Annotated in this window: 11 protein-coding genes; 9 read left to right on the plus strand and 2 right to left on the minus strand. The window is 68.0% G+C overall.

Features of this window, described 5'->3' with window-relative positions; all coding sequences use genetic code 11:
- Positions 1-55 precede the first annotated feature (55 nt).
- The 3 genes from ACRC20_RS04425 (at position 56) to ACRC20_RS04435 (ending at position 2,684) form a co-directional block, all read left to right on the plus strand.
- Positions 56-1,084 carry an AraC family transcriptional regulator gene (locus tag ACRC20_RS04425; protein ID WP_438685134.1) on the plus strand — a complete coding sequence of 343 codons (1,029 nt, stop codon included), beginning with the start codon at positions 56-58 and terminating at the stop codon, positions 1,082-1,084.
- A 74-nt stretch (positions 1,085-1,158) separates the two neighbouring features.
- Positions 1,159-1,731 (plus strand): carboxymuconolactone decarboxylase family protein, encoded by a 573-nt coding sequence (locus tag ACRC20_RS04430; protein WP_438685135.1) that lies wholly within the window; start codon positions 1,159-1,161, stop codon positions 1,729-1,731.
- Entirely contained in the window at positions 1,728-2,684 is a 957-nt protein-coding gene (locus ACRC20_RS04435) for an MBL fold metallo-hydrolase (protein ID WP_438685136.1), read from the plus strand. Before ACRC20_RS04430 ends, ACRC20_RS04435 begins: the two co-directional genes overlap by 4 nt.
- Here ACRC20_RS04435 and ACRC20_RS04440 read toward each other — a convergent pair.
- Together ACRC20_RS04440 and ACRC20_RS04445 are read right to left on the minus strand one after the other, a co-directional pair.
- A complete protein-coding gene (locus ACRC20_RS04440; protein ID WP_438685137.1) occupies positions 2,681-3,271 on the minus strand; it encodes a TetR/AcrR family transcriptional regulator C-terminal ligand-binding domain-containing protein in 591 nt (196 codons plus the stop codon). The genes ACRC20_RS04435 and ACRC20_RS04440 overlap by 4 nt on opposite strands.
- Positions 3,268-4,500 (minus strand): TetR/AcrR family transcriptional regulator, encoded by a 1,233-nt coding sequence (locus tag ACRC20_RS04445; protein WP_438685138.1) that lies wholly within the window; start codon positions 4,498-4,500, stop codon positions 3,268-3,270. Before ACRC20_RS04445 ends, ACRC20_RS04440 begins: the two co-directional genes overlap by 4 nt.
- A 126-nt stretch (positions 4,501-4,626) precedes the next feature.
- On the opposite strand from ACRC20_RS04445, the gene ACRC20_RS04450 reads away from it, so the two are divergent.
- The 6 genes from ACRC20_RS04450 to ACRC20_RS04475 all read left to right on the plus strand — a co-directional run bounded on the left by ACRC20_RS04450 (position 4,627) and on the right by ACRC20_RS04475 (position 13,145).
- A complete protein-coding gene (locus ACRC20_RS04450) occupies positions 4,627-5,838 on the plus strand; it encodes an acetyl-CoA C-acetyltransferase (RefSeq protein ID WP_438685139.1) in 1,212 nt (403 codons plus the stop codon).
- A 52-nt stretch (positions 5,839-5,890) separates the two neighbouring features.
- Complete coding sequence (locus tag ACRC20_RS04455) at positions 5,891-8,050, plus strand: 3-hydroxyacyl-CoA dehydrogenase NAD-binding domain-containing protein (protein WP_438685140.1); 2,160 nt, start codon at positions 5,891-5,893, stop codon at positions 8,048-8,050.
- 144 nt (positions 8,051-8,194) lie between these two features.
- A complete protein-coding gene (locus ACRC20_RS04460) occupies positions 8,195-9,052 on the plus strand; it encodes a L,D-transpeptidase (protein WP_438685141.1) in 858 nt (285 codons plus the stop codon).
- Positions 9,053-9,122: 70 nt separating this feature from the next.
- The gene (locus tag ACRC20_RS04465) at positions 9,123-10,454 is read left to right on the plus strand and encodes a hypothetical protein (RefSeq protein WP_438685142.1); all 1,332 of its coding nucleotides are present in this window, start codon (positions 9,123-9,125) and stop codon (positions 10,452-10,454) included.
- Positions 10,455-10,587: 133 nt separating this feature from the next.
- Complete coding sequence (locus ACRC20_RS04470) at positions 10,588-11,820, plus strand: phthiocerol/phthiodiolone dimycocerosyl transferase family protein (RefSeq protein WP_438685143.1); 1,233 nt, start codon at positions 10,588-10,590, stop codon at positions 11,818-11,820.
- Positions 11,817-13,145, plus strand: coding sequence for a phthiocerol/phthiodiolone dimycocerosyl transferase family protein (locus ACRC20_RS04475; protein ID WP_438685144.1), 1,329 nt, complete (start codon positions 11,817-11,819; stop codon positions 13,143-13,145). Before ACRC20_RS04470 ends, ACRC20_RS04475 begins: the two co-directional genes overlap by 4 nt.
- The last annotated feature ends 40 nt before the right edge of the window (positions 13,146-13,185 follow it).

A 13,185-nucleotide genomic window follows, 5' to 3' on the forward strand; every position in this document is an offset into this window, starting at 1 on the left:
GCGCGAAAGACACACACACGGCTCGTGGCGGCGGCGGGGCTGGCAGAGTGGTCGCATGAACGGTGAGCCGAGTTTGCGCCAGGCGAACATCCCGGGGAGCGTCGTCGTCGGGCTGTTGGAGATCGCCGAGCGCCTGCAGACGAACACGGAAGGGTGGTTTGCGGGCACTGGGATCCGCGCGGTCGACGTCCGGCATGGCCGGGCGCTGCTGTCATACCGTCAGGCGGAGTCGATCATCGAGCGGGCTCTGCGGTCTTTGCCCGACGGGCCGATGGGCATCGCTGTCGCGTCTCGCGACGTCCAGGACGTTTGGGGCGTGCTCGGCCTCGCGCTCCGCTCCTGCCCGACTGTCGGCGAGGCGCTCGACGTCGGCATTCGCCATTACCGGGCGGCGGGGACGTTGACCGATGTCTTCGTCGAGGCCGGGGTGGCGGAGGTCGCGCTCCGCGCGGAGCTGCGCGCCGCCAATCCGCGTGTCGAAAGGTTCCTGGTGGAGGAGACGTTCGCCTGCGTCATGACGTTGTGCCGCGCGTGGCTGCCGCCCGGCTCCGAGCCGTCGAGGATCGAGTTCGCGTTTCCGGCCCCTGCCTACGCGGGCAGATATCGGGCCTTCTTCCAGTGCCCGATTGCCTTCGGGGCGGCGGCGAACAGGATGTACACGCCGCTGGACGTGCTGGGGCAGCCTGTGCGGACGCAGAACGCGGTCGAGCTCGCGGCGCTGTTGCGGGTTCTGGAGGCCAACGCGGACGAGACGGACACGGATGTGGTGTCGATGGTCCGCGCTCGAATCGCGCAGAACATGCGGGGCCGGTCGGGCTCGGCGCAGATCGCGAAGCAGCTGCAAATGTCCGAGCGGACTTTGCAGCGACAGCTTGCCGCTCGAGGCTCGAGCTTCTCCGCGCTCCGCGACGAAGTCCGAGGCGAGCGGGCGCTCGAACTTTTGCGCGGCACGACGTTGCCGGTCCATCGCATCGCGGAAGAGCTGGGGTACTCCGACACCAGAGAGTTCGGCCGCGCGTTCCGGCGCTGGACTGGTCGGTCGCCGACGCAAGCGAGGGCGCGGGAGCCCGCCTCGAACGGTTGACGTGTCTAGGCGAGCGGGGCTATCCGGTTGGTCGCGCTCGCCGTGCTCGGCCGGGGACAAGGACCTGCTGCGCCATGACTTCTTTCCTCCCGTCGCTCGACGATCTGACCGCTGACCAGCGGTCGGCCTACGACCTCTTCCCGACGAACCTGAGCCGAGGCCTGGTGCTCACCAAAGGGAGCGCGCGGCCGTACCTGTCGCTCGGCCTCTCCTTCCGCGGCGGCTGGCTTTCCCCGGTGGTCCGCGAGCTGGTCATTCTGCGTGTGGGCGCGGCGACCGGCGCGGCATACGAGCTTTTCCACCATGTGCCGCAGGCGCAACAGCTCGGCGTCGCGCGCGAGGTCGTCGAAGCGGTGGTCGCGGGGGCCGCCTCGGTCGGCGACGGCGATCTCGACGTGTTGCTCGCCTTCGTGGACCGGCTCGTCGACGGCGTGCGGGGCGAGGCTCCCGGCACGGACGCGGTCCGCGAGCGCTTCTCCGACAACGAGGTGGCCGAAATCGTCCTCCTGGTCGGGCATTACGTCATGACGGCGTTGTTCGTCAAGGCGCTCGGGGTCGAGCCGGAGGGCGACGCGCCGCCGCCCGGGGTTTTGGAGACGGCGACGACGAAGCTGCAGGGGCCGCAGGGCGCGGGGGCGCGGCGATGACGAGCGCGATTCCCTTCAAGAAGGGGCTGGCCGACTTGGGCTCCGGGGCGTACGCGTTCCTCTCCGGCGACGAGGGGTTCGGGCTGTCGAACGCCGGCCTGGTGGTGAGCAAGGGCGAGGCGTTGGTGGTCGACACGCTCTACGACGTGCGGCACGCGCAGGAGCTGGTCGAGGCGATCTCGCCGCTGACCGCGCAGGCGCCGGTGCGGTATGTGTTCAACACGCACACCGACGGGGACCACTTCTTCGGCAACCAGCTCTTCCAGGGCCATGCCGAGGTCGTCGTCACGGAGGCTGCCAACGAACTGATGCGTCAAGAGCACGCCGACGAGACCGCCGCGCTCTTCGCCGAAAGCGAGCGCCCCGGGTCCAAGATGAAAGGGCTGGCCCCCCTCGCGCGGCCGTTCGACATCCGCCCGGTCCGGGTCCGCCCAGCCGACACCACCTTTGCCGGGGAGAAGGCGCTGCGCGTCGGCGGCCTCGACGTCGAGCTGCACGAGCTCGGGCCCGCGCACACGGTCGGCGACGCCATCGCGTATGTCCCCGAGCTGGGGGTGCTCTTCGCGGGGGATTTGCTCACCCGCGACATCATCAAGATCGTGTGGTCGGGCTCGGTGCCCAACTGGGTCGCGGCGTTGGACAGGATCCAAGCGTTCGGGGCGAAGGCCGTCGTCGCGGGCCACGGCCCGGTGCTTGTCGGCGACGAGATCGGTGCGGCGATCGACCTCGGGAAACGGTTTTGGTCGTTTGTGCACGAACGCGCCTGCGCGCTCTACGACCAGGGCGCGCCGATCGCGGAGGCGGTGGACCGGATCGACGTCCGCGAGTACCCCGGCGCGCATGCGACGTTGCCGATTCTCGTCACCGCGATCTACCACGAGCGCGATCCCGGTGTTCCTTGCCAGGGCCTCGCGCAGGCCCTGGAGTCCATCGCGGCGCGGCTCGGGGCCTAGCCCCGGGCCACGTCCGCATGCCGGGCGCCCGCGAGCACGATGTCCACGGCCTCTTCGGCCTTGCTCTCGGGGAAGGGCTCGCGCGCCCAGGTGAGATGGTGGTAGACGGCGCCCGCGAGAAGGCGGAGCAGCGGCTCGGCCTCGGTTCGCGGGAAACTGCCCGCCTCGGCCGCGCAGTCGAAACGTTCTTGCATCGCGGCGACCCTCATGCTCCAGACCTGGTCCGCGATCTGTTGCAGCTGCGGCGCATGGGGCCCGGCGGCCTGCGCCACCGAGAGGATCGCCCGCCCAGGCGGGGCCGAGATGCTCTGCGCCAGCCGGACGAGGAACGTCACGAGGTCGGCGCGCAGGTCGTCGGTGTTCGGGATCCGCAGGGACTGCTGCGCGTGGTCCGAGAGGGCCTCGCTCACGAGGTCCTCGCGGGTGGGCCAGTTCCGGTAGACGGTCGTCTTGTGGACGCCCGAGAGCGCGGCGACTTCCTCGTAGCGGAGCGATTCGAATCCTCGTTCCGCGACGATTGCGACGACTGTCTCCAACACGAGGCTGCGCACTCGCGCGGTGCGCCCGCCGGGGCGTCGCTGCGTCATGCGCGGCTTCTCGTCCCGGACGCGCAGTCGAGCCCGACCACGGCCGCCATCAGCGACTGCATCTCGGCCTCGATATTGGGCCGTTTCCTGGTGGACTTGGTCCGGGCGAGGTCGTTGGCCAGGGTGATCGCGGCGTAGACGACGACTTTCGCCTCGGCGGGGGAGAGGCTCCCGCTCGCGGGCCTGGCCGGGGGCGCCTCCGCTTCGTCGAGCTGCAACAGGGCAGTGGTCCAGTGCGCGACGTGCGCGCGAAGGAAGTCGCGTGCCTCTTGCCCGGCTGCCCCGACGAGCTCGCTGCTGCCGATGCTCCCCGCGACCACGAGGTCCGGCGAGCTCAACAGGACCGAGACATGGGCGCGGACCAGCGCCTTCAGCCGCGATCTCGGATCGTCGCCCTTCAGCCGCGCGAACTCGGCGTCGACTTGGTCGGCGAGTTTGCGCACGCCGCGCAGGCACACTTCCGCGAGGATCGCCTGCTTGTCGGGGAAATGCCGGTAGACGCTCGGGCCGGTGATGCCGACCGCCGCGCCGAGCTCGTCCACGCCGACCGCGGCGAAGCCTCGGGCGAGGAAGAGCCGGGAAGCCGCGCCGAGCAGTTGCTCCCTGCGGTTCTGCGGGGCCTCGTCCTCGTGGTCGTCGCGCCGGGCTTCGCCGGTTCCGGCAGGCAATGCCACGGAGACGATCCGGCGGGACACCTCGGCGAGGACGCTCGCGTGTTTCGTGGACGAGAGCCTGCCGGGGCGGACGTTGGCGCTGGAAATCGCCGAGGCCATGGTGATCGCGAGCAGGCGGGCCTCCTCGGGGCCGATCCCTGGGCGCAGCATGCGGACGCGAGTCGCCCAGCGGTCCATCAGGGCTCGGGAGCGCCCCCGGATCGTCGCCTGCCATTGCGGCCCGATATGGAGCACGCCCCAGCGCCAGAGCACCGCGAGGTCCGGGCGCATCACTGTGACAGAGGTCATTTCGGTGACGAACTCGCCGAACGTCAGCTCGGGGTCCGCCACCTCTTCGAGGCAGCGAATCGCGTCGAGCACGGCCTCTCCCAAGATCGCCTGTTTGTCGGGAAAGTGCCGGTAGATCGAGGGAGCGGTGACTCCGGCCGAGGCGGCGATCTGCGCGACGCTCACGTTCGGGTAGCCTTTCGTCGCGAAAAGCTCCGACGCGAGGCGCAGCAGCTGTGCCTTGCGGCCCGGGGGGCGGGTGGCGTTTTGCGGGGCGGTGTTCGGCATAAGTGAATCCATGTTAGCCTACTGCTCGGCACGTCCAATATCACCGATCAGCGGATATAGCGGGATAGGTGAATCGCGACTAGCATTGTGACCGACACTGTTCTCACGTGAGGAAAGAAGGCTGTTATGCCCGAGCAGGCGTACATCTATGAAGCGCTCCGAACCCCGAGGGGCAAGCAGAAGGGCGGCGCGCTGCACAGCGTGAAGCCGATCGACCTCGTCTCCGGACTGCTCAAGGAGCTGAAGGTCCGCCACCCGCAGCTCGACACCAAGCTGATCGACGACGTCATCCTCGGCGTGGTCAGCCCGCTCGGCGACCAGGGCGCAGTCATCGCCCGCACCGCCGCGCTCGTCTCGGGCATCGGCGAGAACGTCCCCGGAACGCAGATCAACCGGTTCTGCGCCTCGGGCCTGGAGGCGGTGAACCTCGCTGCTTCGAAGGTCGCGTCCGGCTGGGACCAGCTCGTCGTCGGCGGCGGCGTGGAGTCCATGTCCCGTGTGCCGATGGGCTCGGACGGCGGCGCGCTGTTCGCGGACCCGGCCACGAGCTACGACCTGTACATCGCCCCGCAGGGCATCGGAGCCGACCTCATCGCCACGATCGAGGGCTTCAGCCGCGAGGACGTCGACCAGTTCGCGGTCGACTCGCAGAACAAGGCCGAGCACGCTTGGGCGAGCGGCTACTTCGCGAAGTCGGTCGTGCCGGTCAAGGACATCAACGGCGTGACCATCCTCGACCATGACGAGCACCGTCGCCCCGGCACCACCGTCGAGAGCCTCGGCAAGCTCAAGCCCGCCTTCACCACCATCGGCGACCAGGGCGGCTTCGACGCCGTCGCGCTGCAGAAGTACTACAACGTCGAGCGCATCGACCACGTCCACTCCGGTGGCAACTCCTCGGGCATCGTGGACGGCTCGGGCATCGTGCTCGTCGGCAACGAGGAAGCGGGCAAGCGCGCAGGCCTGACCCCCCGCGCCCGGATCGTGGCCACCGCGGCCGTCGGCTCCGAGCCCACGATCATGCTCACCGGCCCGACCCCGGCGACCGAGCTGGCGCTGAAGAAGGCAGGCCTCAAGAAAGAGGACATCGACGTCTGGGAGCTCAACGAGGCCTTCGCCTCCGTGGTGCTCAAGTGGATCAAGGACCTCGACATCGACCCGGCGAAGGTCAACGTCAACGGCGGCGCCATCGCCATGGGCCACCCGCTCGGCGCGACCGGCGCGATGATCCTCGGCACCGTCGTGGACGAGTTGGAGCGCCGCCAGGCCCGCTACGGCCTGGTGAGCCTGTGCATCGGTGGCGGCATGGGCATCGCGACCATCGTCGAGCGAGTCTGATCAGACCCGCGAGAACAGTTCGATCAGACTCTCGAAAAGGCAAGGAAGCATTATGACTGAATTCACCAACACCATTCGCTGGGAGCAGGACGGCGACGGAATCGTCACCCTCGTCCTCGACGACCCGAACCAGAGCGCCAACACGATGAACAAGGACTTCATCGAGTCCCTCGCCGCCACGGTCGGGCGGCTGGAGAAGGAGCAGGAGAGCATCACGGGCGTGGTGATCGCCTCCGCGAAGAAGACCTTCTTCGCGGGCGGCGACCTCAACGACCTGATCAAGGTGACCCCTGCGGACGCCGGGCGGCTCACCGACGAGACCAACAGCATCAAGTCCTCCTTGCGGCGGCTTGAGAAGCTGGGCAAGCCGGTCGTCGCCGCGATCAACGGCGCGGCCCTCGGCGGCGGCCTGGAGATCACCCTCGCGGCCCACCGCCGGATCGTCGCCGATGTGAAGGGCGTGCAGCTCGGCCTGCCCGAGGTGAGCCTCGGCCTGCTCCCCGGCGCGGGCGGCGTCGTCCGCACGGTGCGCCTGCTGGGCATCCAGAACGCGCTGCTCAACGTCCTGCTGCAGGGGCCGAGGCTGAACCCGGCCAAGGCCAAGGACCTCGGCCTGGTGCACGAATTGGTCTCCTCGGCCGAGGAGCTCGTCCCCGCCGCGAAGGCGTGGATCAAGGCGAACCCCGAGGGCGGCGTCCAGCCGTGGGACCAGCCGGGCTACAAGATCCCCGGCGGCAGCCCGTCCAGCCCCTCCTTCGCCGCGTTCGCGCCCGCGATCCCGGCGAACCTGCGCAAGCAGATCCATGGAGCCCCGATGCCCGCGCCCCGCGCGATCGTCGCGGCGGCCATCGAGGGCGCGCAGGTGGACGTCGACAATGCGTTCCTCATCGAGACCCGCTACTTCGTCTCGCTTGCCACCGGGCAGGTCGCCAAGAACATGACCAAGGCGTTCTTCTTCGACCTGCAGCACATCAACGCGGGCGGCAGCCGTCCCCAGGGCGAGCCGAAGAGCACGCCCAAGAAGGTCGGCGTGCTCGGCGCCGGGATGATGGGCGCGGGCATCGCCTACGTGACCGCGAAGGCGGGCATCGAGGTCGTGCTCAAGGACGTGACCATCGAGGCCGCGCAGAAGGGCAAGGCGTACTCCGAGAAGATCGAGGCGAAGGCGCTCTCCCGTGGCAAGACCACCCAGGAGAAGTCCGACGCGCTCCTCGCCCGGATCACCCCGTCCGCGGACCCCGCCGATTTCGCGGGCGTGGACTTCGTGATCGAGGCGGTCTTCGAGAGCGTCGAGCTCAAGCACAAGGTCTTCCAGGAGATCCAGGACGTCGTCAACCCGGACGCGCTGCTCGGCTCGAACACCTCGACCCTGCCGATCACGATCCTCGCCGAGGGCGTGAAGCGCCAGGAGGACTTCATCGGCATCCACTTCTTCTCCCCGGTGGACAAGATGCCGCTGGTCGAGATCATCCGTGGCAAGAACACCTCGGACGCCGCGCTCGCGAAGGTCTTCGACTACACCCTCGCGATCAAGAAGACCCCGATCGTGGTCAACGACTCGCGCGGCTTCTTCACCAGCCGGGTGATCGGCACGTTCACCACCGAGGCGCTGCTCGCCCTCTCGGAGGGCGTCGAGCCCACCGCCATCGAGCAGGCGGGCCTGCAGTCCGGCTACCCGGTCGGGCCGCTGCAGCTCCTCGACGAGCTGACGCTGACCCTGCCGCTGAAGATCGCCAAGGAGACCAAGGCGGGCATCGAGGCCTCGGGCGGCTCCTTCGGCGCGCACGACGAGAAGATGATCGGGATCCTCACCACGCTCGTGGAGCAGCACGACCGCAAGGGACGTTCCGCCGGAGCCGGTTTCTACGACTACGACCCCGAGGGCAAGCGGGGCTCCCTGTGGTCCGGCGTCCGCGAGGCGTTCAACTCCGGCAGCGCGTCGCTCCCGCTCAAGGACATCCAGGAGCGGTTCCTGTTCGCCGAGGCGCTTGAGACGGTCAAGTGCTTCGACGAGGGCGTGCTCACCTCGGTGCCCGACGCGAACATCGGCTCGATCTTCGGCATCGGCTTCCCGGCGTGGACCGGCGGCGTGTCGCAGTACATCGAGGGCTACGAGGGCGGCGTCGCCGGCTTCGTCGCACGGGCGAAGGAGCTCGCCGCGAAGTACGGCGAGCGCTTCGAGCCGCCTGCTTCGCTGCTCGCTCGGGCGTAAAGCCGCACGGGCGCAAGGGAGCCCCCCACGCATGGCGCGTGGGGGGCTCCCTTGCGCTGGCGCCCGACAAAAAGTTGCTGCCACCTTGCTGTGTGATCGCTTCGAATCGCCGTAGTCGCTGCTCGCTCGGGTATGATAGTTAGCATGCGCAATCGCTTGCCCCGCCCTTCCGCTTTGCTTTTCGCCGTTCTGTTACCCCTGATCGCCCCTGGCTCGGCTCTCGCCGAGCCAGGGGACGACGGCGACGAGCCGGAGGTCGTCGCGGAGACCGCGGCGCATTTCGAGCAGCGGGTGTACGGCGCGCCGAACCTCTCTCCGACCGACGGAGAAGTGGTCGGAGTCGCCCAGCCGGTCCTGATCAACTTCCCGAAGTCGGTCGCCTCTGCCGACCAAGGAAAAGTCCAGGACTCCGTGACGATCAGCACGAGCCCGCCCCAGCAGGGCCTCTTCTACTGGTTCGGCGACAAGCAGCTGCGCTGGCGCCCGACCCAGTTCTGGGCCCCGGGCACTGTGGTCGACGTGCAGGTGGGCGGCACGCACACGCACTACAGCATCGGGGACGCCTTCGTGACCGTCGCGGATGACGCGACGCACACGGTGACGGTGACCCTCAACGGCAAGGTGGTCAAGACCATGCTGGTGTCCATGGGCATGGACAAGTTCCCCACCCCGAACGGGACGTACTACCTGCAAGAGCGGCTGCCGACGGTCGTGATGGACTCCTCCACCTTCGGCATCCCCGTCCAAGACCCGTCCGGGCTCGGCTACAAGGTGAATGTCCAGTACGCGTCCAGGATGTCCTGGAACGGCATCTACCTGCACGCGGCCCCGTGGTCGGTGGCCTCCCAGGGCAAGACCGACGTCAGCCACGGCTGCCTCAACGTGAGCACGGACAACGCCAAGTGGTTCATGGAGAACTCCCACCGGGGCGATCCCGTGATCGTGAAGAACACCAAGGGCGGCATCCTGAGCAAGGGCGACGGGCTCGGCGACTGGAACTAGTCCCGTCGTGTCGTAGAGATCACTTCGTCCCTGGTTGCGAGACAGGCATGGGCCGTGGGGTAATGGACGCATGACCCATGCTCCGGCGCAGGCCTCTCCGGCGCCGAGCGGGGTGGCGGGCCCCGTGTCGAGATGGCCGTTCTACGCTGTCTGCGGCACGGTGCTCTTGATCGAGTGCGCTTTCACTCTGTACAAAGAAGTGGCCCTGCACTCCAGCAAGTACTCCGTTCTCTATTCGACTGCCGACTACGGCTCCGGGCTTGTCCGGCGCGGCCTGTCGGGCGAGTTCATCTCCTTGCTCGAACATGTGCCGTTCGTGGCGCATGGAGATTTTGTGTCCACGGCGACGTTCGCCAATTATTTGTTCGCAGCGGCCTATCTCGCGGGCGCGGCGGCGGTCATCTGGGCGCTGCTCGCCGGGAAGCCTGTTTCGGGCCGGGCGACGGTCCTCGCCTGCGTGGTCCTGCTGTTGCCTGGATGGGCAGAGCAATTGGCGGCCACGAGGGGCATGGTCACCGTGGGGTGGGCGGTGCTGGCGTTCTATTGCGTCGCGCTGTTCAAGTCGCGGTCGGATCGCCAGGCGGTTGTGGCGAGCTCGCTGTACGGAGCGGCCATGGCTGTTTTGTCGCTTGCCCACGAAGCCGCCGTGTTCTTGTACGGGATGGGGGCCTTGCTGGCGGTCGCGGTCTTCCTCCGCGAGAAAAGCGGCTGGTTCCGACTGGCGTGCGCCGCGTTGTCGTTGGCTCCCGGCCTCGCGGCCACCGCTGTGGTGGCGCTCTTCGGCAAAACAGGGAACGACGTTGTGGCGAGGCAGTGCGCGAAGCTGCCCGACGAGGTGATCAGCATTCCCCTCATGGGCGACGTCGAGTACCGGAAATACGCGTACACGCTCGTGTTCCGATTTTTCTCGATGACTCCTCGCGAATCGCAGGAGGACTGGCTCAAAGCGGGACCTGTGGCATTGGTCTTGGACATGGTCGTTGGTTTGCTGGTCCTCCTCCTCGTCATGAAATACATCAGCCATGTGTCCGGGGTGGGTTCCCGTTCTTTCGTCGAGATTCTTGTGCGAGACCGAGTGAATGTGCTGCTGCTGCTCGCAGGCATTGTGCTGTGGGTGCCGCTTTTCCTCGTCGCGGTCGATTGGATCCGTTTCTGGGGGCAGATGACAGTCGACATCGCACTAGTCCGCATCCTGTGCTGCCGGGACTCGATGGCGGACCAGCCCGCGCTCACAAGAAAGAGCCGAGTGCTCGCCGCCCCGCTGCTCGCGTCGCTCTTCCTCCTCGCTCTTCTGCCGGTGTCGCTCATGCCCCTCTCTGCGTTGAAAGATCCGAAAGGGGCGGTGGCCGAGCTGTACGACTCGGTCCTCAAGAAAGCTCCTCGGGAATGTCTCGGCGCATGACCGCTCATCGAGCGGCCTCGTCTGGGAAGACGTATGCTGCACCCGATGCAGGACCGCTAAAAGAGAGGACTGGACGATTGTGGTGGTGACAGGCGTTTCGCGTCGAAGGCTATCGGCTATCGAGAGCAAGTTCGTGGACCCCCCTGCGATCATCGGCTGCGGCGTCAGCCTCAACGGCCCGCTGGACATAGCCGCGCTGACCGAGGCGTTCGGGGCGTTGCGGCGCGAATTCCCGGATATAGCCGGACGGATCGAGAAGGCGGACGACGGTTTCGACCTGGTCGTCGACGGACCAGGCAAGCCCGCGGCCGAGCTGACCCGACAATTCCACCAGGAGATCGAGAAGGGCGTCGCCGCCGATCTGGACATCGGCGAGACGTTGACCGCGCTCGACGTGCTGACGGAAGGAGAGGACCGGCACCTCGCGATCCTGCGGTACTCGCACACCATCGCGGACGGGACCCGCGCGACCTTCTTGCTGTTCCGGCTGTGGTCGCTGTACACGCAAGTGGTGAAGGACGGATCGCCCGACGAGATCGAGGCCCGGCCGGTGCCTGCCTCCCCCGAGCAGGCGCTCGCCGAGCGGGGGATCGTCAAGGGCCCGAGCAGCGGGGAAGAGCGGCTGGCGGGGACCAGATGGCACGGCGCCGTCCCCGCTGTGGAGGACCTCCCCGAGGGGGAGCTGCGGGCTTTGCGCAAACGGGTGGTCGTCGAAGGCGACCTCTTGAATCTGCGCGCTATCGCCAAGAAGCTCGGTTGTTCGGCGTACGGGCTGGTCACCGCCGCTCTGGTGATCGCCGAGCGCGGAGCCTTCGCGGACGTCCCGGACGACGAGCCCGTCCCGCTCGGACTGGTCTCGACCGTCGACGCGCGCTTCAAGCTCAGCCCCCCGATCGCGCCTGCCGATGTGACCAACTGCGTGAGCACCTTGTACAAGCGTCTGGACCTGACCCGCGACAGCTCCCTCGTGGATGTGGCCAGGCAGCTGAGCGACCAGCTGCGCGATGACGTGGCCAGCGGGCTCATCCAGCAGACAGTGCTGCAGCCGGACCCGTCTCCAGGGCAGGGGCCTGCGGTGGCCGTCAACTACTTCGGCGACCTGCCGTCCCCGGAGCTGCCCGACGGGCTGACCGCCGATCTCATCGAGTCGGTGTTCGAGTTCGACTTGAGCCTGTTGCGGGCGGTGGTCGCCATGCTGCCGCCGGGGTCGCCGCCGCCGATCCCGGTCGGGGTCAGCTACTACACCGGCACGTTCGCGAACAAGTTCGGCATCGAGGCGCTCAACCTCCCCGGCTTGGTTCCCGAGCAGGTCGTCGACGGCATTCTCGAACGGGCAATCGCGTTGTTGAAGAGCGCGGCGGCATGAGCGTCAAACACCGCAGGCTGACATTCTCCGAAGAGTCGTTCGTGCGGCCCGCGACGATGGAGACGATCGGGTTCGGGGTCGCGCTCTCCGGTGTGCTCGACGTCGCTGTCTTGACGAAGGCATACGCCGCGTTGCGGAGCGAGTACCCAGTCTTGGCCGCACGGGCGGAAGCCCTCGAAGGAGGGGGCTTCGTCTTCGTCACCGACGAGGGCGGCGCCACGGATGAGCAGGGCGCGGCGGCTTCCGTGCTCGAACGCCAGCGCCAGTGGGACTTCGACGAGCTCGCCGAGCCGCCGTTGGACGGCACGAAGTCGTTGAGCCTGCTGCAGGTCGACTCGGACGGCGACCGCCATCGCGTGATCTTCTGGCTGAGCCATGCCATCGCCGACGCGGGCAACGCGACTTTCTTCCTGCTCCGTTTGTGGACGCTGTACACCGAGGCCGTCCAGACCGGGCAGATCGGCGATGTGGTGGCGCACCCGTTGCCGTCCCCGCCGCACGAGGCGATGGCCGAGCGCGGTTTCCTCCCCGGCGACCCGCCCCCGTACGAGGAGCGGTTCAAAGGGATCGCATGGTGCGGCGCCATGCCTTCGGCCGCCGAGCTCGCCGAAGCCGATTTGCGCTTCGCGCTGACGGGGCGGGTGCGCTTGGACCGCGAGACGTCGCTCGGGCTGCAGCCGGCCGCGAAGGCCGCCGGAGCGTCCGCGCACGCTCTCGTGAGCGCTGCGATCGCCCTCGCCGAGCGCGGCGCGTTCACCGGGGTCGCCCGTGGCGACGAGATCGCTCTGGGGCTGCTCACCCCGGTGGACTTCAAGGCGCGGCTGAACCCGCCGCTGCACGTCACCGAAGTCACCACCCTGACCGGTTTCTCGCCCGTGCGAGTGGTGGTGGCCGCCGACAGCGATCTGGTCGAAATAGGACGAGAGGTGTCCAGGCAGATCAAAGAAGACGTCGGCAGCGGCGTCGCGCACCGCGCGGCGATCAACCCGATGCCTGCCTGGGCCTCCGTCGGGTTCTCCGCGCCGATTCTGGTCAGCAATATCGGGGCCGTCCCGGATCTGACGCTCCCGGCGGAGCTGGTCGCGACGGATCTGCGCAGCAATATCTGCAAGAACTTCAGCGGGTTGCCCGCGCTGCTCGCGGCGGTGCCGGAAGGAGAGAGCCTGCCGTTCCCCGAAGCGTCGATGTATTTGGTCATGACGTTCGAGGACCGGATCAGCATCGAGATCCGGAACATGCCGGGCACCATCTCGCGCCAGGCCCAGGACGGCGTCCTCGCCCGGATCAGCGAGCTGCTCGCCGGTTTTGTGCGGGACTCGCGCTGACCATGGCCTCGAAGTTCTCGCTGAGCAAGTTGCCGCCAGG

The organism is Segniliparus sp. (assembly GCF_051660745.1).
In the GTDB taxonomy this organism is placed as follows: Bacteria; Actinomycetota; Actinomycetes; order Mycobacteriales; family Mycobacteriaceae; genus Segniliparus.

What these genes read in the sequence shown, in the direction of transcription:
- ACRC20_RS04425 (WP_438685134.1), top strand. Translation starts at nt 56, where the DNA reads ATGAACGGTGAGCCGAGTTTGCGCCAGGCGAACATCCCGGGGAGCGTC.
- ACRC20_RS04430 (WP_438685135.1), top strand. Translation starts at nt 1,159, where the DNA reads ATGACTTCTTTCCTCCCGTCGCTCGACGATCTGACCGCTGACCAGCGG.
- ACRC20_RS04435 (WP_438685136.1), top strand. Translation starts at nt 1,728, where the DNA reads ATGACGAGCGCGATTCCCTTCAAGAAGGGGCTGGCCGACTTGGGCTCC.
- ACRC20_RS04440 (WP_438685137.1), bottom strand. Translation starts at nt 3,271, where the DNA reads ATGACGCAGCGACGCCCCGGCGGGCGCACCGCGCGAGTGCGCAGCCTC.
- ACRC20_RS04445 (WP_438685138.1), bottom strand. Translation starts at nt 4,500, where the DNA reads ATGCCGAACACCGCCCCGCAAAACGCCACCCGCCCCCCGGGCCGCAAG.
- ACRC20_RS04450 (WP_438685139.1), top strand. Translation starts at nt 4,627, where the DNA reads ATGCCCGAGCAGGCGTACATCTATGAAGCGCTCCGAACCCCGAGGGGC.
- ACRC20_RS04455 (WP_438685140.1), top strand. Translation starts at nt 5,891, where the DNA reads ATGACTGAATTCACCAACACCATTCGCTGGGAGCAGGACGGCGACGGA.
- ACRC20_RS04460 (WP_438685141.1), top strand. Translation starts at nt 8,195, where the DNA reads ATGCGCAATCGCTTGCCCCGCCCTTCCGCTTTGCTTTTCGCCGTTCTG.
- ACRC20_RS04465 (WP_438685142.1), top strand. Translation starts at nt 9,123, where the DNA reads ATGACCCATGCTCCGGCGCAGGCCTCTCCGGCGCCGAGCGGGGTGGCG.
- ACRC20_RS04475 (WP_438685144.1), top strand. Translation starts at nt 11,817, where the DNA reads ATGAGCGTCAAACACCGCAGGCTGACATTCTCCGAAGAGTCGTTCGTG.